We start from the raw sequence: 18,447 nt of genomic DNA on the forward strand, positions 1-18,447 counted from the left end.
CGTCAAGTACGAAAGGGAGATTTAGATTTGGCGCTTTTTCCTTCATGCCGCCAAGGAATACGCATAATTTATGAAGCCGATTTTTAGCCGGGGTCCATCTCTGCAACTGCGGTTGTTTTTTGCCGTTCTTGCAGCCATTGTTTTGGTTATTGCGGATAGCCGATTAGGTACATTTGTTAAAATCCGTACCTACATGGACACCGCCGTTAGCCCTTTCTATTTTCTGGCCAATGGGCCACGTAAAGTTCTCGACAACGTTTCTGAAACTCTGGCTACTCATAAGCAGTTAGAGCTGGAAAACCGTGCGTTACGCCAAGAGCTATTGCTAAAAAATACTGACCTACAGTTGCTTGGGCAATTTAAGCAGGAAAACAACCGGTTACGTGAATTACTCGGTTCTCCGCTGCGTCAGGATGAACAAAAAATGGTGACTCAGGTGATGTCCAGCGGGACAGACCCTTATAGTGACCAAGTCGTTATCGACAAAGGCTCTAACAATGGCGTGTATGAAGGCCAGCCGGTTATCAGTGACCGGGGGGTCGTGGGCCAGGTTGTTGCGGTCAGTAAATTAACCAGCCGCGTCTTATTGATTTGTGATACCTCCCACGCGCTTCCTATTCAGGTTCTGCGAAATGATATTCGGGTGATTGCCGCCGGTAGCGGTTGCACCGATGACTTATTATTAGAGCACTTACCTAGCAATACAGATATTCGTGTTGGTGATGTATTAGTGACCTCCGGTTTGGGCGGACGTTTCCCAGAGGGTTATCCGGTAGCCGTGGTTTCTTCGGTCAAAGTTGATAACCAGCGCGCTTATACGGTGATTCAGGCACGCCCGACCGCCGATTTGCAACGTTTACGTTATCTGCTGTTATTGTGGGGCGCCGATCGCAATGGCGATACTCCACTCCCCCCCGATGAAGTTCGCCGGGTCGCGAATGAACGTTTGGCTCCCATGATGTCGCAAGTATTGCCTGCCGCCGATGAGATGGGCCCTCCGGCACCGCCTGCAAACACGGCACCAACAGCAGTGACTGTTCCGGGAGTATCACCATGAACCGCTACAGCAGCAATGGCCGTTGGGTTATCTGGTTATCTTTCCTGATTGCCATGGTGTTGCAAATTATGCCGTGGCCCGAACAAATTTATATGTTCCGGCCTTCGTGGCTAGCATTAGTCTTAATTTATTGGGTGATGGCCTTACCGCACCGGGTGAATGTGGGAACGGGGTTCATTCTCGGGCTGATTATGGACCTTATTTTGGGGTCTACTCTCGGGGTGCGGGCGCTGGCACTCAGTATTATTGCTTATTTGGTCGCGTTTAAGTTTCAGCTATTTCGCAATATGGCGCTGTGGCAACAGGCGCTCATTGTGATATTACTGTCACTGACCATGGATGTCGTGGTGTTTTGGTCTGAGTTTTTAGTCAGTAATGTCTCATTCCGCCCCGAAGTCTTCTGGAGTAGTGTGGTCAACGGTATTCTATGGCCGTGGCTATTTTTGTTAATGCGTAAAATTCGCCGTCGATTTACGGTGCAATAAGGATTTAAGACTCATGACCGCCCTGTATCTCGCCTCTGGTTCTCCACGCCGCCGTGAATTACTGACCCTGCTTGATGTCCCTTTTGAGGTGCTGAAAACAGAAGTTGAAGAGCTGCGTAGACCAGAGGAAAGTGCGCAAGAATATGTCCAGCGTTTGGCACAGGACAAAGCACGAGCAGGGGTGATGGTCGCTCCACGGGATCTGCCGGTACTTGGAGCAGACACCATTGTGGTGTTAAATGGGCAAGTATTAGAAAAACCACGAGATAAAGCCCATGCGCAGGAAATACTCAGTGCGCTGTCCGGGCAGCAACATCAAGTGATCACTGCGGTGTCACTGGCGGATAAACAAGAGGTGTTATCTACCATGGTGGTGACAGATGTGACATTCCGCGTGTTATCTCAGTTGGAAATCAGTGACTATATTGCTACCGGTGAACCCATGGACAAAGCGGGCGCTTACGGTATTCAGGGGAAAGGTGGTTGTTTCGTCAGAACCATTAGCGGCAGTTACCATGCTGTGGTGGGGCTGCCGTTAGTTGAAACCCATGAATTACTAAGTCATTTCATTGCGCTGCGTAATGTGAGAGGAAGTCATGACAGCTGAATTACTGGTCAATATCACACCGTCTGAAACGCGGGTTGCCTACATTGATGGTGGCATCTTACAAGAAATTCACATTGAGCGCGAAGCGAAAAGAGGCATCGTCGGCAATATCTACAAAGGCCGTGTTAGCCGGGTATTACCGGGCATGCAGGCGGCTTTTGTCGATATCGGGCTGGATAAGGCCGCTTTCCTTCATGCTTCCGATATCATGCCCCACACCGAGTGCGTGGCAGGGGATGAGCAGAAAAATTTCAATGTGCGCGATATCGCTGAACTGGTTCGTCAGGGGCAGGATTTAATGGTGCAGGTGGTGAAAGACCCGCTTGGCACCAAAGGCGCACGTTTGACCACCGATATCACGCTACCTTCCCGCTATCTGGTCTTAATGCCAGGGGCTGCCCATGTCGGTGTTTCCCAGCGTATTGAAAGTGAAGCTGAACGCGAACGCCTGAAAAAAACCGTGGCAGAGTATTGTGATGAGCAAGGCGGTTTTATTATCCGTACCGCCGCGGAGGGGATTGGTGAAGAAGAGCTGGCCGCTGATGCCGCCTTCCTTAAGCGCTTATGGGCGAAAGTTCAGGAACGTAAAAAACGCAATATCACCAAATATAAGCTATATGGTGAAATGGCACTGGCACAGCGGGTACTCCGTGATTTTGCTGGTGCTGCGCTGGATAAAATCCGTGTCGACTCCAAATTGACTTATGATTTGCTGGTGGAGTTTACCCGTGAATATATTCCAGAAATGACTGAGAAACTGGAGCTGTATGCGGGCAAACAACCCATTTTTGACCTCTTTGATGTCGAAAATGAAATACAGCGCTCTTTAGAAAGAAAAGTTGAATTAAAATCAGGCGGTTACCTGATTATTGACCAGACAGAAGCTATGACCACCGTGGATATCAACACCGGTGCATTTGTTGGTCACCGTAATCTTGACGAAACTATCTTCAATACCAATATTGAGGCCACTCAAGCTATCGCCCGCCAGTTGCGGATGCGGAATCTGGGGGGGATTATCATTATTGATTTCATTGACATGAGCAATGAAGAACACCGTCGGCGCGTTTTGCATTCACTGGAACAAGCGCTGAGTAAAGATCGGGTAAAAACCAGTATTAACGGTTTCTCTCAGCTAGGCTTAGTTGAAATGACCCGCAAGCGCACGCGGGAGAGCATCGAGCATGTGCTGTGCAATGAGTGCCCGACCTGCCGTGGCCGTGGCACGGTCAAATCAGTGGAAACCGTGTGCTATGAAATCTTGCGCGAGATTGTCCGTGTTCACCATGCTTATGATTCTGACCGCTTCCTGGTTTATGCTTCTCCGGCAGTGGGTGAAGCGCTGAAAGGCGAAGAGTCTCATGCGCTGGCTGAAGTGGAAATCTTCGTCGGTAAGCAAGTGAAAGTCCAGATTGAGCCACTGTATAACCAAGAACAGTTTGATGTGGTGATGATGTAAGCACCCCCTGGTCTTTGGGTATGGGATCTATCGATCTCCGCTGACACACATGCAGCGGATGGCAAGGAGAGAAGTGTGAGGCGACTGCCCAAGATAATGTTTGCGACAGGCGCCACAATAATTGTTGTGGTGGCACTGTTGGTCAGTGGGCTACGCATGATGCTGCCTCTTATCAACGATTATCGCGCACAAATCGTGGCCAAGGTTCAGTCCATTAGCGGTATTCCACTGGAAGTGGGGTTCATGCAAGGGACGTGGGAAACCTTTGGCCCAACATTGGAATTGCGTGATATTCGCGCTCAATTGCCGCAAGCCAATTGGCAGGTGCAGCGGGTGACCCTGGCGCTTGATGTATGGCAGTCATTGCTGCATTGGCGCTGGCAATTCCGCGATATGACTTTCTATCAGTTGCAGTTGGACCTCAACACCACATTGGATCGGCAGCAAAGCAATGGCAGCAATTTTGAAGCCAGCACCCTCACTGATATCTTCTTACGCCAGCTAGAAAGTTTTGATCTGCGCAACAGTCGTATTTCATTCCTTACCCCCTCAGGCCCCCGCGCCGAATTAGAAATCCCACAACTGACTTGGCTTAACTCCCCAAGCCGGCATCGCGCTGAAGGGCAAATCAGTCTGTCGACCATCAATGGTCAGCACGGCGTGCTGATGGTGCGGATGGATCTGCATGATAATCAGGGGATTTTGAGCAACGGCACTGTTTATATGCAGGCCGATAATATTGATTTGAAACCTTGGATTAGCCGTTGGCTGCATAATAATACGGGGTTAGACAGTGCCGAGTTCAGTCTGGCGGCCTGGTTGAGTATCAAAAATGGCGAAATCTACAGTGGCAATGTGCTGCTCAGTCAGGGGCAGGCTAATTGGACGGTGGGGGGCGAATCCCATCAACTCGCGGTGGATAATTTTGTACTGGAAGGCCGTCGCCATGGTAATGGCTGGCAAATTGATGCGCCGGAATTGAGTCTCAAAACTGACGGCCAACCTTGGCCAAAAGGGCATCTGTCTGCGCTGTGGTTGCCGGAAAATACTCAGTTTATTGGGCCAGACCAATCTCAAGAGTTACGAATTCGTGCCACTAATCTTCAGCTAGAGCGAGTGGGGCCGATATTGCCCACGTTGTCACTTTTTACTCCTGAGTTAATGAATCATTTGGCTGATTTGCAGCCCCAAGGGATCGTCGATGTGCTGGCATTGGATATTCCCATCAACCAACTGCCAAAGACCCGTTTTCAGGCCAAATGGCACGATATCAGTTGGCAGCATTGGGATCTGTTGCCGGGGGTAAATAATTTTGCCGGTGCGCTCAGTGGCTCTGTCGAGCAAGGGCGGCTAGATATCAACTTAAAAAACAGCCTATTACCTTATGGTAATATGTTCCGCGCCCCACTGGAGGTGAGTCAGGCCAGCGGTGCAGTGAACTGGCAAGTTGATGATAAAGGCTGGGAGTTGTGGAGTGATAAGCTGGATGTCCGGGCTAAATCACTGTGGGGCAATGGCAGTTTCCACTATATGCAGCCAAACTATATGCAGCAAAATAGTGGTCAGCCGTGGCTCAAGATTCTGAGTGGTATCCGCCTGTATGATGCTACTGATGCCTGGCGCTACTTCCCGGTGCCGTTAATGGGCGAGAAACTGGCCGATTATCTGACTGAGGCGTTACAGGGTGGGCAAGTGGATAATGCCACGTTGATTTATAACGGTAATCCCCATGATTTCCCTTATAAACATAAAGAAGGCCAGTTCCAGGTTTATGTCCCGCTGCGTAACGCCACTTTCCAGTTCCAACCCGATTGGCCAGCATTAGACAATTTAGCGATTGACCTCAATTTCCTCAATGAAGGTCTGTGGATGAACGCGCCTCACGCCATGCTGGGCAAGGTTACCGGCAGTAATATCAGCGCTATCATTCCAGATTATCTGAAAGAAAAACTGTATGTCGATGCTGAAGTTGCCGGTGCTGGGCGCGCCGTCCATGACTACTTTATTGACACCCCCCTTAAGGATTCAGTGGCGGAAACACTGCAAGAATTGCAGGTCGGGGGTAATGTTAGTGGGCGCTTACACCTCGATATTCCCTTGGAAGAAAACCGCATTACGCATGCCAGCGGTGAAGTAACACTGAAAAATAACAGCCTGTTGGTGAAGCCGCTGCAAAGCCAATTGGAGAATATCAGCGGTAAATTCCGCTTCAATGATGGCAATCTTGAGAGTGATACTTTATCAGCCAACTGGTTTGGGCAACCGCTAACTGTTGATTTTACTACCGAAGAACAGCCCAAAAACTTTTTGGTCAATGTTGGGCTACACGGCGATTGGTTACCGGCTAAATTACCGGGCATACCCGCCGATGTGGCGAAATTGCTGAGTGGCAGCGCCAACTGGCAAGGTAAAGTCGCGGTGCAATTACCCAAACAGGGTAAACCAGATTATAAGATTGATGTCACCGCTGACCTCAAGAAAGTGAGCAGTCACTTACCGTCACCGCTAGATAAATCAAGTGGTCAATCTTTACCGCTACAGATACAGGCGGTCGGTGGGCTGGAGAGCTTTACCTTATCGGGCACGGCGGGCGGTAATAATGCCTTTAACAGCCAGTGGCTGATGCAAAAACAGCAGGTGGAGTTAGCTCGCGCAATCTGGCAGACCGCCGCGATGTTGAAAACAGAGAGTAAAACAGATAGCAAAAAAATACCGCCATTGCCGGAGGATAAAGGTTTAGTCCTCAAATTACCGGCCCTTGATGGCGAGCGCTGGTTGACTCTGCTCGGGCCTGAGCTTGCGGCAGTCAGTGCGCCTCTTGCCTCATCCGCTCAACCGACGCTAAAAGGCGGCGAATCCAATGTCATTCTCCCTAAACGGCTGACATTGCAGACTCCGCAGCTGTTGATTGGTGGGCAAGCCTGGCACGATCTGGCTTTAATGGTAGAGCCGTTGCCTGCGGGGACCAAAGTCACGGCAAAAGGTCAGGAAGTGGACGGAAGTTTGCTAATGGCTGAATTTGGGCCATGGCAGGCTAACTTCGATTATCTTTATTACAACCCGCAATGGGCGGCAAGTGCAGAGAAAACCCCACTGGCGCAAGCGGCATTGCAGGAGCCACAAAGCCCCAGTAAAATTTCGTTCCATGACTGGCCAGCCCTGCAATTGCGTTGTAAATCCTGTTGGATTTTGGGGCAGAATGTTGGGCGGGTTAATGCGGATTTGACCCCGAAAGGCAATATTCTGGCGCTGACCAATGGCCTTATTGAGGCGGGTAATGGGCGGGCTAAAGTTACCGGGCAATGGCAACAAGAGGGTGACAGTGATAAAACCGCGCTCAATGTGGCACTGACGGGGCCAAAAATTGACGAAACTATCTCGTTCTTTGGCCTGACGACGCCAATGAAAGAGGCTTCATTTGATATCAATGCTGATGTCAATTGGCATGGTGTTCCGTGGCAACCGCAGATAAATACCCTCAATGGCACATTAAAGGGTAAATTGGGTAGAGGGCTACTGACGGATCTTGGTGGCGGGCGTGCGGGCCAACTATTGCGGCTGGTCAGTTTTGACGCACTATTGCGTAAACTCCAGCTCGATTTTAGTGATACGTTCAGTCGTGACTTCGCGTTTGATTCTATTCGCGGCACTGCCAATATCAAAAATGGCGTGATGCATACCAATGATTTAGTTGCTGATGGGCTAGCGGCTGATATTGCCATGAGCGGTAATGTCGATTTGGCGCAACGCCAGATAGCCATGGAAGCGGTTATTACGCCAGAGATTTCTGCCACTGTCGGTGTTGCAACTGCTTTTGCCATTAACCCGGTGGTCGGGGCGGCAGTCTTTGCGGCCTCGAAGATTTTAGGGCCGTTATGGAGCAAGGTTTCGCTGATTCGCTACCAGATTACCGGTAGTTTGGATCAACCAACTATCCATGAAGTATTACGCCAACTAAAGGAGAGTAAGGCGCCATGAAAAATGCCAATGTTGCATTATTACAGTTATGCAGCGGTGAAAATACCCGTGACAATCTGGCTCAAATTGAGCAGCAGATCAAACAGTTAAACTCAGGCATTCAACTGGTTATGACGCCGGAAAATGCATTGCTATTTGCCAATGCCGCCTCATACCGACACCATGCTGAACAGCATAATGACGGGCCATTGCAGCAAGAAGTCCGCGAGATGGCGCGCAAATATGGTGTCTGGATTCAAGTGGGTTCAATGCCGATGATAAGCCGGGAATCACCGGAGCTTATCACCACCAGTAGCTTGCTGTTTGACAACCAAGGCGAGTTGAAAGCGCGCTATGACAAAATCCATATGTTTGATGTGGATATAAACGACGCCCATGGCCGCTATCGTGAGTCGGATACCTATCAGCCGGGGCAACAGCTGACCGTGGTGGATACGCCGGTCGGCCGCTTGGGTATGGCGGTTTGCTATGATTTGCGCTTCCCCGGCTTGTTCCAAGCGCTACGGGCGCAGGGGGCCGAGATTATTTCAGTCCCAGCGGCCTTTACCAAAATGACCGGTGAGGCCCACTGGGAAATATTATTGCGCGCACGGGCGATTGAAAACCAGTGTGTGATACTGGCCGCCGCGCAGGTCGGGCGTCATGGCGCGACCCGCCGTACCTGGGGCCACACCATGGCAGTCGATGCCTGGGGTAAAATATTAGCCCAAAATCCAGATGCGGTGGCTGCCTTGAAAGTCAAAATTGACACTAAAGGCTTAGAAACTATTCGTAATCAGATGCCGGTATTGCAGCATAATCGCTTCCTACCGCCGCTGGTGCCGCAGTCGCATAAACTATCATCTAATTCATGATAATCATCTAAATAAAGAGTGAAAACTATGAGCCTCTCGTTTGTCAGTGAGCAGTTACTCGCTGCTAACAAGCTGAACCATCAGGACTTGTTCTCAGTATTGGGGCAATTGGCTGAACGCCGCCTCGATTATGCTGACCTGTATTTCCAGTCCAGCTACCACGAGGCCTGGGTGTTGGAAGACAGCATCATCAAAGATGGCTCTTACAATATTGATCAGGGTGTCGGCGTGCGAGCAGTCAGCGGTGAAAAAACCGGTTTTGCCTATGCCGATCAAATCACCCTGAATGCCTTACAGCAAAGTGCCCATGCGGCGCGCAGTATCGTGCGCGATACCGGCAACGGCAAAGTGCATACCTTAGGCGAGATTCGCCATCAAGCGCTTTATCCGCTGCTCGACCCGCTACAAAGTTTGTCTCGGGAAGATAAAATCGCCTTGCTACATCGCGTCGATAAAGTGGCGCGTGCTGCCGATAAACGCGTGCAAGAAGTGAGCGCCAGTCTGACCGGCGTATATGAACAAATTCTGGTGGCTGCCACCGACGGCACATTAGCGGCGGATGTGCGCCCACTGGTGCGGTTGTCTGTCAGTGTATTGGTGGAAGATAACGGCAAACGCGAACGCGGTGCCAGCGGTGGTGGTGGCCGTTTCGGCTATGACTACTTCCTGGAAACCGTAGATGGCGAAGTGCGGGCTGATAATTTTGCCAATGAAGCGGTCAGAATGGCACTGGTTAATTTGTCTGCCGTTGCCGCTCCGGCCGGTGCTATGCCGGTCGTATTAGGCGCTGGCTGGCCGGGCGTGCTGCTGCATGAGGCGGTAGGTCACGGGTTGGAAGGCGATTTTAACCGCCGTGGCAGCTCTGTATTCAGCGGCCAAATGGGTAAATTGGTGGCTTCAGAACTCTGTACCGTGGTGGACGATGGCACCATGCAAGGTCGCCGTGGCTCACTGGCCATTGACGATGAAGGGGTGCCGGGTCAGTACAACATACTGATTGAAAACGGTATTCTGAAAGGTTACATGCAGGATAAGCTGAATGCCCGTCTGATGGGTGTTGCGCCGACCGGTAATGGTCGCCGTGAATCCTATGCCCATTTGCCGATGCCGCGCATGACCAATACTTATATGCTGGCGGGCAAATCGACACCGGAAGAGATCATCGCCAGTGTGGAATATGGCCTGTATGCGCCTAACTTTGGTGGTGGTCAGGTGGATATCACCTCCGGCAAGTTTGTGTTCTCAACTTCCGAAGCTTACTTAATTGAGCAAGGCAAAATCACCCACGCGGTGAAAGGTGCCACCTTGATTGGCTCCGGTATTGAAGCTATGCAGCAGATTTCCATGGTCGGCAATGACTTAGCACTGGATAAAGGTGTCGGTGTTTGCGGCAAAGAGGGGCAAAGCCTACCTGTTGGTGTCGGCCAACCGACCCTGAAACTGGATAATCTGACGGTGGGCGGTACGGCGTAAGGTTTTTAGAGAAAAGAGCCATTAAAGTGTTTTTAATGGCTCTTTTAACTTATAAGCTTGATTTTTCCAATATAATTAATTCATTGTATTGATTAATGTTCTCCTTTCATTTGTTATGCTATTAGCAGGTAATTTATAGTGTGTCACTTTTTTGAATATTTCTATTTTCTCATTTTCACTTAACTTTGAAGTAAAGAAATTAGAAATTGGTTTTATATTAAAACTATGGAGGTGAAAGTCAGATAAACTATAAAGTGTATTGTTATAATCTGGCCCCTCTTTAAAACTCAGGTGAGTAACTGCCTGGCTCATATCGGCGTTTTCATTATATAAAAAATCTGTGGTAGCCAACTTTTGACGGCTGTCTGGTTGATAATGTCCGCTTTTCGCATTTATATACAGTATCTGTCCCTTTGCGGTGGCGATCATGCCTGCATCTTTAACATTTTTTCCAGAAAAAAAACTCGAATGATGGAATTCATCTATTTTATGGTTATGAACATACATTTTGTTATCCGTCCCAATAACATAGGCTTTAAGGTATCGTTTCCAAACGGTATAATCCCCTTCTGTCGGCGCATCTTTATCTAAAAATTCTTTGTCACCACTTTTATATCGTAAGCGCCCATCATCAGATACCTCTACCTCAAACTCTTCCCTTTTTTTGTGATTTAAATAAATAACGCCTTTTTTATTTTCTCCTTTATAACTAAGCCTCATGGCTATTGATGGCATATATTCAACTCCAATCTCTCGGGTCATCTTTGGGGGTCTTGGTTTTTTATAATTCTGATGATTAGTGACTCTAGTTGATGGGCTATTTTGTGTTTGTTTTGGTAGTGCAGCTCCGTGACCATAGTTATCTATTAAATTAACCGGATTATTCCTGACCATGCGATATAAATTAAGCCCATCAATGGTGCCCGCCGGATCGCTACTTAACCACCTACCCAGCCACGGCATATAATAGCGGAAACCGTAATAATACAGGCCGGTGGCATCGCGCTCTTTGCCGGAATAGCGCATGGTTTTATATTTGGCCTCCAGGGTGTTGCGAGTGGAAAATACCGCCGTGCCGCCGAATGGGTAATATTCTTCCTGTGTAATAATATCGCCGTTATTATCCAGTTCTAATAAACTGGAGCCAATTTGATTATCAAAACTGTAGCGTAATTGGCCGTTATCAATGCCCTCCGGTTGGCCTTTTTCCCACAATAAAACCCGCACCTGCGCCCGCCCGGCAGCGCTGAGGGTAATCACCTGAAAATCTTCCGTCAGATTATCGTTATTGTATTGAGTGCGCAGTTCCAGTCCCGGCAGGTAAATGACCTCACTGGTTTGGCGGGTACTGTTGGTGTGCTGAATGCTTTGCTTCATCACCCGCATGCCGTCACTGGCATACAGATAGTTTTGATTGTCATCATTGGCGGGTTTTTCAGCCACGCGTCTGAGGGTGTTGACCTGCTGCTACTGTTCGCGGGTATCCCATTGCAGTGGCTGGCCGGGCTGTAATTGCTGCTGATTACCGGCGGTATCAAACTGGCTGCGGATATCGGCGGCAGTTAACCCATCGCCATCCTGCTGCTGAATGCCGTGGTTACTGCTATCGGAAATGGTGATATTTGTGCTGTACTGACTGGCCCCGGTATGCTGTATTTTCAGTAAGTTACCAGCGCGGTCATAGGTATAACGGCGGGTGTAATTGACATATTGGTTGCCGTCGGTGAGTGAACTTAGCGCCGGAAGATGGGCATTTTGTGCGCCGTTGTTGTCAGATTCACGGCCAGTGGCCTCAATCAATTGATACAAAGCATCATAGCGGTAAGTGGTTTCCGGCACGATTTTCTGATTGCGATAGAAACGGGTGGCTTCGGCATCATTATGGATAGCGAGAATGTTACCGACCGGGTCATAATCGTAGCGCAGGTCTTGCAGCAGGTTTGGCCGGTCTTTCAGTGCCGGACGGGTGGTTTTAATGCCAATAAGGCGTTGAGTTTCAGCCTCATAGCGATATTGGGTCACCACGCCATTGCCACTTTCTTCCCGCAATTTTTGCCCGGCGGCGGAGTAGGTCAGGGACTGCACAATCACTTGTTCGCTGCCGCCGTTCACTGTCAGCCAACTGGCGGTTAATTGCCCGGCGCGGTTATAAGCCATGCGCTGGGTATGGCCTTTGGCATCAGTCTGGGTGATGGGTTGGCCGAGAGCATCGGTGATACCGCGGGTGATGAAAGGCTCATTACTCAGGCGGGATGCCCAGCTTTGCTCCTCGCCAAACCAGTCCACTGGCCCGCGGGTATCAGTGAGTAACTGGCGCTGTTGTTGCAGTGGGGTGCCAGTGATGGACAGGCTAACAATTTGCTGTAATCCGGCGGTATCATAATGGCGAATACATTGGCCGTTCAGATTGGCGGCTGTATGTTCAGGGCTATTATCGCCATAGAAAAAGCGGTCGGTGATGGTTTTCAGGCCATTTTCAGTTTGCTGATGATGCTCAAGTGGGCGGCCCAGTTCCGGCTCATAAGTCAGCCAACTGCGGGTGCCTTTGGCATCCAAACTCTCTACCGTTCGGCCTTCAATATCAGTGAGTTGCACTGAGTGGCCATTGTCGACGCCCTCAGTGCGCAACACCGCGCCACCGAGGTTGTGCTGATAACGGAAGTTATCGATTTCAAGCCGCGCATCACGGCTGGCAATCAGTTGCCCCAGTGGGTTATAGCGATTGCGGCTAATAAGTTCATCGGCAACATCATTGGCATTGGTGCGGTTATAAGCCAGTGCGCGAACCGCCAACCCGCGGTTATCGCTGATGGTGAGGGTGGGGGTCTGTTCACAAAGTGAAGTAAATAACGTTTTCGGCATAATATTATTCCTTAAATAAAGGATCTTGCTGTTGTAAAAAAACGCGCAGACTCGCGGCGATTATTACAACGGCAAAGTTAAGTACTCATTTACCGCTACTGATAGCGGGTTGCTGCATGCGGATAACATCAGCAGGCACAGGCTCATCAACACAAGGGAGGCCCTTTTGGACTGTCTGTAGGCGCTGCTGTAGTTCACTGCTTATCCGTTCCAATTCCTGAACTTTTTGCAGTTGGGTTGTTGTCGCCAATATTTGGCTATTAAGTCGCTTATTAATGTCACCGAGATTCACTATTTGCCGGTTGAGTTCATTATTCTCCTGATTAAGTTGTTCCAGTTCACGGCCAAGATTGACCATCCAAATAGCGACGGCGACCACCAGCAGTGACAGCACGGTTTTAGCAATACCGGATACCCAGCGTAAGTTGGTCATGGGTAGATTTCTCTCGGCAGTTCAAAATGCGGGCCATCTTTAAAGGTTTTCCAGTCTCCGCCCCATTGCAGTGGCAGCTCCATCTCTTTTGCCGCTTGTTTCATTGCTTTTGCGACCAACTCAAAAGCACGCCAGTCATCCCACGGAATTTGGTTGTTAATCAGGGGGGCCAGATCCACTGCATGGCCGGTCAAATGACGGCTATTGAGGGTTTTACTGCGACCATTCTTGACCAGTTGCCGCTGGCGTTCAGGGGTACGCACGCCTTCGATAACGCGAAAATCGACAGTGGAAAGTGTTAGAGCGCGCCGCACGATCAGCACCAAATCTGGGTGAACGTGGCGTAAGTTATGTTCGCTAATCTGACCAAATCGAAACTGCGAGATATCATTATCCATAGTGACCTCTACTCCTTAGGGGGGATTTCTTGACTAAAAAAACGTTGCCATAAATATTGCAATGCAGAGTTGCCCATCGCACCGAACAGGCCGGCAAGGGCAAAGGTCATATAGCGGCTGGTCCCGCCTTCAAAAGCGAGTAAACCGCCAATTAACCCAGTAAATCCGGAAACAATGATCTGACTGATGACGGCGACCCAGCTCCATTCGTCTTCTTCGTTATTTTTATCCAAGATGTAACGAACCAAACCTCCCCAGGCAGAAAGCGCGCCGATAATTAACCAGGTGATGATAAAATTGTCGCCGGGAACCAAAGCCTGCATTTTTACCTATCCTTGTTGGTCATCATTAACCCTGACCTCACAATAGGCCGGTCAGGGGGTATGATTTAGGTGTTAACGCCGGTTTCACTGACTTCTGTAGCGGTATCGTTCTCATCCTCACTGATAACAAACCACGGGAAGTATTGCGCCCGCCGCTGGTATCCTTTGGCGGTAATAACCTTGATTTCACGGCCTAGCGGGTCATAAATATGAGTATCGGCATAAGTATCTTGGCGGGCGCTGTCATCACTGATATAGCGCCAGTTATTGAGGAAGTAAGGCTGATAAGCCCGTACCGCCAGCCCTTTGTTGTCATACTCGACACGGCCGGAAACTGCCCAGCGTTGGCCCGCATTTTCAACCGTTAGCCCGTTGCCATCGGCTTGCAGCCTGCCGCCTTCTTCATAGCTATAGGCCTCTCCTGGCTCAACCCGCTGCGCTGATTGCAGCGCACGACCAAAACCATCACTGAACACAATGACTTGTTGGTGTTGCTGTTTTTCAGCCTCGTTATCGTAGCGGTCAGTCGCCACGGTCATGGCATGAGGGGGGTGGCGTAAGGAATCGGCTAACTCTTGACTTAATTTGGGTTTATCCTGATACAGCCAGCGAGAGTAGCCGAGCGCACAGAGATAGCCCTCTTCGGTCATAACCTGGTGTTGAATTAACGTTTCCCGCTCTTTATCGTCTCGCGGGATTAATGGTTTTATCATCCAACTAAATGGCTGATAAACAGAGAATTGAGCAACCGGCAGAACCTCGGACTCCATTTCGATGGCATCATCAATGCTGGTGGGGGCGGTAAAGGGTTTTACCGACGGCTGGCTAAAGCCACTTTCCACCACTTTGCCCTCACTGAGTTCGGTTCCCCAGAACCGTGAAGATGTCACCCGACCAAAAGCATCAAACTCAACGTAATGCACGTTATCGTTGATGTCAGTCAGTTGATAAGGGGTGATAAAACGGTAGTCGTAGTCGGCCTGGGTGGTGCTGCCATCTGCCAGGGTCATGCCGATAACGGCGCAGGTGGTATTATCCCACTGCATGCTGGTATCGCCGACCAAGGCTGAGCTGCGTTGTTTTTTAGGGCGATAAAATTGATTAGCATCGGAATATTCGGTTAGCCCACGGCGAGCTACCCAGACATCGGTTTCATCTTTACGGGCAAAAAGGCGTGGCGCTGAGGTATAACCCGCCGCTTGTAGTTGCTCATCGCGCAGCTTGGCGTTAGGGAACATTTCCGTTAATGCTGTGAGTGAATTATCATCAAATTCCGCACTTTCACTGGCGATAACCAAAGCTTGCAGCGGGTAGTCTGGGTGATAGAAAACTTCCTGTTGACCAGCATAAACCTGCTCAATCTGGGTACCCAGTGCGCTTCTTCTTTCCGTTAATATTTCATAATTGAGGCCTTCGCCCGGGATGCCATTAGCGCCAAAGTTGCTAATGTCGGTACGCTGTTGCCAAGGTAAGCCCAATAGCAATGCATTGTCTTCAATTACATGTCGGTAAGACTGTTGGCTTTCGCTGATGCGCAACAGTTGTTGCTGTGCATCATAGCTGCTGGCCCAGTGGTCAGTCGCCAGCCAGGAATAAGCTGCTCCGGAATCCTGAGGGCGGCGTGGGTAATTGATGGCGGCGGTATGCAGCGGGTGCCCATATTCATCACAGCGCAACACAATTTGCTGGCTGCATTGCGGGTCTTGCGCAATTCGTTCGTAGTGGTAATCAAGCTGCTCTAGTGACATCGGCATGACTATCAGGGCGTTATCACTTATCTGTATCTGCCGTACTTGATAGCGAGTGCTACTGGTGGTGTAAGGTAGGTTTTCCAGACCATGATTATCCAGGCCATACAGTTCGCTGCGCAGCAGGCTGCCTTTCAAAGCTCGTTGCAACCAATAATGCTGCCGCGAAGTGGCTTCTGTTAGTAAGTCATCACTGACCGTCTGTGAGTTGAATAAGCTCAGGCGAGTTTGATTCAATTGATAAGCTTGTTTATCTCCTTGCCAATACTCTGTTTGATAGCGGTTTTCATCGTCAGCACGGCCAGTATGGAACCAACTGCGGCTAAGAGATGGCGCGGTGCGTTCAGTGGCAGAACCATGGGCATCCGCATGGGTATCCACTGTATCCACCCGGCCAAATCCACGGAACTCGCGTTCTACACCGTCATAAAAACCGTGATAGTAATAGGCTTGCTGGCTCAGGCTGTTTTGCGTAATTTCATCAAATTGGGTGGATTGTGCCAAAAGATGCAGCGGGAAAGGTAGGCCACAGGCTATTTTGCGGCCTTTTGCCGCAGCAGCGGCTTTTTCATCCAGCCAGAATTGGGCCGAACTGCGGTAAGTCAGGCGGTTTTCAGCGCCCATATTGTTATTGATGGTGGATAACAGATACGGCTTAGCGGAGACAAAATCATAACGCCAATGGCGGCTGGCCATATGCGGCACACTCAGCAATAGGCTGGTCACCCCCAAACCTTGCACATCAGCCAGTGTCAGTTGGCAGGTATTATCGTAGCGAACGCCGTGTGGCAAGGGCAGTTTCAGCGGCTCGGCAAAAGCATTGCCGCTTTGATTGCGATAAATCAGCAAATGGTCGCTATTGGCGTAAATCAAATCCGCCGTACCGGAGCCGTCGATGTCTGCTAACCAAACTTGCTGTGGGTTAAAACTGGTCACGGGCTGGCTGAAGCCGCTCAGCGTGATGGGTTTGCCAAAATAGCCATGACCCAAATTCGGCCAGCAGGTCACACTATTATGCCGCACCCGCATTAGGTGTTGCTGCCCACTGCCCAGCGGATCGCTGAAAGCCACTAACTCTGCGTCACTGCCCCCTGGGATAGGCAGGGCGATAGCGGGGTCTTGATAAACCTGCTTAGCGGCGGCAAAACCGTCACGCTTATTGGCATACAGGCGCACACTGTTCGGCCCGATTAATGCCAGGTCAGAGATCCCATCGCCAATCAAATCGGCCAGTTGAGCTTGTGGGTGGAAATACTCAGTGGGCAAAGCCGACAGCGGAGTAAATTGTGTCCAGCTTTCATCCGGATTGCGGCTGTAATAGCCAGCCAGCCCCGATTGGCTGACAACCCAATCCAGCCGGCCATCACCATTGATATCCATCAAACTGGCGCTATCGCGCAAGGTCGGAATTTGCGGCAAGATTTGCGCATCACCATAGCTGACGCCATTTTCACTCTCAGCTTGCCGCACTGGCGGGTGATAATGCCAACTGCCACTGTCTTGATATAGCATGCCCGGCAACCCCTCGCCGTGCAGGTCAACCAACTGATAATAGGGGTTAAATTTGTCCCATTCTGGCATCGACTGCCAGCTTTCTTCTGTTTTTGGCTCAAACTGCTGATAATCAAATTCCAGCGGGGGCATTGATAGCGCGGTGCCATCTTTCTCATGAGCGATTTGTCGGCAACTGATCAACTGGGTGGTATAGGGGCTGGCTAAATAATTGAAGCGCAACCGGGCAACCAGCTCGGCTTCACTTTCTTGTTTATCACCGGATAATAACCGCAAGTTATGGAACATTAATACTTGCTGGCACAGGCGGCGGGTGCGGACTTCGAAACCATATTCATAGCGCGAAAACGGGTCTTGACGGCATGGCCAAGGGTCGGTTGCATTTAGCGGCGGCACCACAGACAAGCTATTTGGCCGCTCGCCATAGTCAAAGACCAGTGTAAATAACCAGTTATCGTCTTTCGCTGACGGTTTTTTGAAAGCATATAGGCTATCGCTGGACAACAAGTTACCGTAGCGAACTTGCTGTAAATAGCGCTGTGTACTGGCTTGTGGGTGACTGGCACTTTCTGTTGTATCAATGCCGCTATCATCTTCGCGTTGATAGTGATAGCAAATATGCTCGCCAGTGGGTGAAACTGATTCTTCTAATAGCCATTCAGCTATATGGTTTGGATTATCCGGGGAGGCGATATGCGCCAGCGGAGATTTCCCCAGACAATGTTGCTGACCATCTGCGCTGTAGATTAACCAAAATGCAGTGAGGCCCGATGTTGAGTCTTGTGGTTGCCAGAATTCAATACGATCGAACCCGCCCTCAATGCGCGGTTGATAACGCGTCACGGCAAAATCGGCTGATGCATAGCGCGCATCTATCGCGCTTTCATTGGCGGCTGAAACCGCGATCAGCACTTCGCCACTAGGGCCGATAAACTCATCACGGTTATCATAGTGGGGGACGCCGTGGGCAGTGCGGCGTCGGATTGACAGCATACCCATGTGCCAGCCGAGACCAAAGGGGCTATTACCGCCGCCACTGCTGTAACTCAGTGCCAGCCCTGGCGCATAGCCGCGGCCCGCGGAAATAGGTAAAGGTAGGGTTAAACTGGCCAGCCCACTTGGGCCGATAGCCCCCAGCGATTCGCCCATCCCTGCAATAGCACCGCCCCCTTTAGGGAGCGACAATGGTGCTACGCCGACTTGTTGTTTGTTGTTTTCCATAATGGACTCCTGTCAGGCCCCTTGTGAGGGCCTGTTT

At 50.2% G+C, this 18,447-nt stretch carries 11 protein-coding genes and 1 pseudogene; 7 read left to right on the forward strand and 5 right to left on the reverse strand.

Going from position 1 to position 18,447, the window contains the following annotated elements:
- The first annotated feature begins 70 nt into the window (after positions 1–70).
- The 7 genes from mreC to tldD all read left to right on the forward strand — a co-directional run bounded on the left by mreC (position 71) and on the right by tldD (position 9,913).
- A complete protein-coding gene (gene mreC / locus FTA91_RS15820) occupies positions 71–1,057 on the forward strand; it encodes a rod shape-determining protein MreC (RefSeq protein WP_050115898.1) in 987 nt (328 codons plus the stop codon).
- A complete protein-coding gene (mreD, locus tag FTA91_RS15825) occupies positions 1,054–1,542 on the forward strand; it encodes a rod shape-determining protein MreD (RefSeq protein WP_050115899.1) in 489 nt (162 codons plus the stop codon). The genes mreC and mreD overlap by 4 nt, the downstream gene beginning before the upstream one ends.
- Before the next feature lie 13 nt (positions 1,543–1,555).
- Complete coding sequence (locus FTA91_RS15830; RefSeq protein WP_050115901.1) at positions 1,556–2,149, forward strand: Maf family protein; 594 nt, start codon at positions 1,556–1,558, stop codon at positions 2,147–2,149.
- Positions 2,139–3,608 carry a ribonuclease G gene (gene rng, locus FTA91_RS15835; protein WP_050115902.1) on the forward strand — a complete coding sequence of 490 codons (1,470 nt, stop codon included), beginning with the start codon at positions 2,139–2,141 and terminating at the stop codon, positions 3,606–3,608. The genes FTA91_RS15830 and rng overlap by 11 nt, the downstream gene beginning before the upstream one ends.
- Before the next feature lie 75 nt (positions 3,609–3,683).
- Positions 3,684–7,586 (forward strand): AsmA2 domain-containing protein YhdP, encoded by a 3,903-nt coding sequence (gene yhdP, locus FTA91_RS15840; protein WP_072082708.1) that lies wholly within the window; start codon positions 3,684–3,686, stop codon positions 7,584–7,586.
- Positions 7,583–8,440, forward strand: a complete 858-nt coding sequence (nit1, locus tag FTA91_RS15845; RefSeq protein ID WP_050115906.1) for a deaminated glutathione amidase — start codon at positions 7,583–7,585, stop codon at positions 8,438–8,440. The genes yhdP and nit1 overlap by 4 nt, the downstream gene beginning before the upstream one ends.
- 27 nt (positions 8,441–8,467) lie before the next feature.
- Positions 8,468–9,913 carry a metalloprotease TldD gene (gene tldD, locus FTA91_RS15850; RefSeq protein ID WP_050115908.1) on the forward strand — a complete coding sequence of 482 codons (1,446 nt, stop codon included), beginning with the start codon at positions 8,468–8,470 and terminating at the stop codon, positions 9,911–9,913.
- 866 nt (positions 9,914–10,779) lie between these two features.
- On the opposite strand, the pseudogene FTA91_RS15855 reads toward tldD, so the two are convergent.
- From FTA91_RS15855 to FTA91_RS15875, 5 genes and pseudogenes are all read right to left on the reverse strand, one after another.
- A pseudogene (locus FTA91_RS15855) lies at positions 10,780–12,775 on the reverse strand (RHS repeat-associated core domain-containing protein); the annotation flags it as partial.
- Positions 12,776–12,860: 85 nt separating this feature from the next.
- The gene (locus FTA91_RS15860) at positions 12,861–13,208 is read right to left on the reverse strand and encodes a serine--tRNA ligase (protein ID WP_050116511.1); all 348 of its coding nucleotides are present in this window, start codon (positions 13,206–13,208) and stop codon (positions 12,861–12,863) included.
- Positions 13,205–13,606 carry a M15 family metallopeptidase gene (locus tag FTA91_RS15865; RefSeq protein WP_050116510.1) on the reverse strand — a complete coding sequence of 134 codons (402 nt, stop codon included), beginning with the start codon at positions 13,604–13,606 and terminating at the stop codon, positions 13,205–13,207. The genes FTA91_RS15860 and FTA91_RS15865 overlap by 4 nt, the downstream gene beginning before the upstream one ends.
- Before the next feature lie 8 nt (positions 13,607–13,614).
- A complete protein-coding gene (locus FTA91_RS15870) occupies positions 13,615–13,929 on the reverse strand; it encodes a phage holin family protein (RefSeq protein ID WP_050116509.1) in 315 nt (104 codons plus the stop codon).
- 65 nt (positions 13,930–13,994) lie between these two features.
- The gene (locus tag FTA91_RS15875; RefSeq protein WP_145583597.1) at positions 13,995–18,410 is read right to left on the reverse strand and encodes a SpvB/TcaC N-terminal domain-containing protein; all 4,416 of its coding nucleotides are present in this window, start codon (positions 18,408–18,410) and stop codon (positions 13,995–13,997) included.
- Positions 18,411–18,447: the final 37 nt, after the last annotated feature.

Origin of the sequence: Yersinia thracica (genome assembly GCF_902170565.1) — a bacterium.
Taxonomy (GTDB): Bacteria; Pseudomonadota; Gammaproteobacteria; order Enterobacterales; family Enterobacteriaceae; genus Yersinia; species Yersinia thracica.

Bases quoted from the DNA above. Each gene is read 5' to 3' on its own strand.
- mreC (WP_050115898.1), top strand. From the start codon at position 71: ATGAAGCCGATTTTTAGCCGGGGTCCATCTCTGCAACTGCGGTTGTTT.
- mreD (WP_050115899.1), top strand. From the start codon at position 1,054: ATGAACCGCTACAGCAGCAATGGCCGTTGGGTTATCTGGTTATCTTTC.
- FTA91_RS15830 (WP_050115901.1), top strand. From the start codon at position 1,556: ATGACCGCCCTGTATCTCGCCTCTGGTTCTCCACGCCGCCGTGAATTA.
- rng (WP_050115902.1), top strand. From the start codon at position 2,139: ATGACAGCTGAATTACTGGTCAATATCACACCGTCTGAAACGCGGGTT.
- nit1 (WP_050115906.1), top strand. From the start codon at position 7,583: ATGAAAAATGCCAATGTTGCATTATTACAGTTATGCAGCGGTGAAAAT.
- tldD (WP_050115908.1), top strand. From the start codon at position 8,468: ATGAGCCTCTCGTTTGTCAGTGAGCAGTTACTCGCTGCTAACAAGCTG.
- FTA91_RS15860 (WP_050116511.1), bottom strand. From the start codon at position 13,208: ATGACCAACTTACGCTGGGTATCCGGTATTGCTAAAACCGTGCTGTCA.
- FTA91_RS15865 (WP_050116510.1), bottom strand. From the start codon at position 13,606: ATGGATAATGATATCTCGCAGTTTCGATTTGGTCAGATTAGCGAACAT.
- FTA91_RS15870 (WP_050116509.1), bottom strand. From the start codon at position 13,929: ATGCAGGCTTTGGTTCCCGGCGACAATTTTATCATCACCTGGTTAATT.
- FTA91_RS15875 (WP_145583597.1), bottom strand. From the start codon at position 18,410: ATGGAAAACAACAAACAACAAGTCGGCGTAGCACCATTGTCGCTCCCT.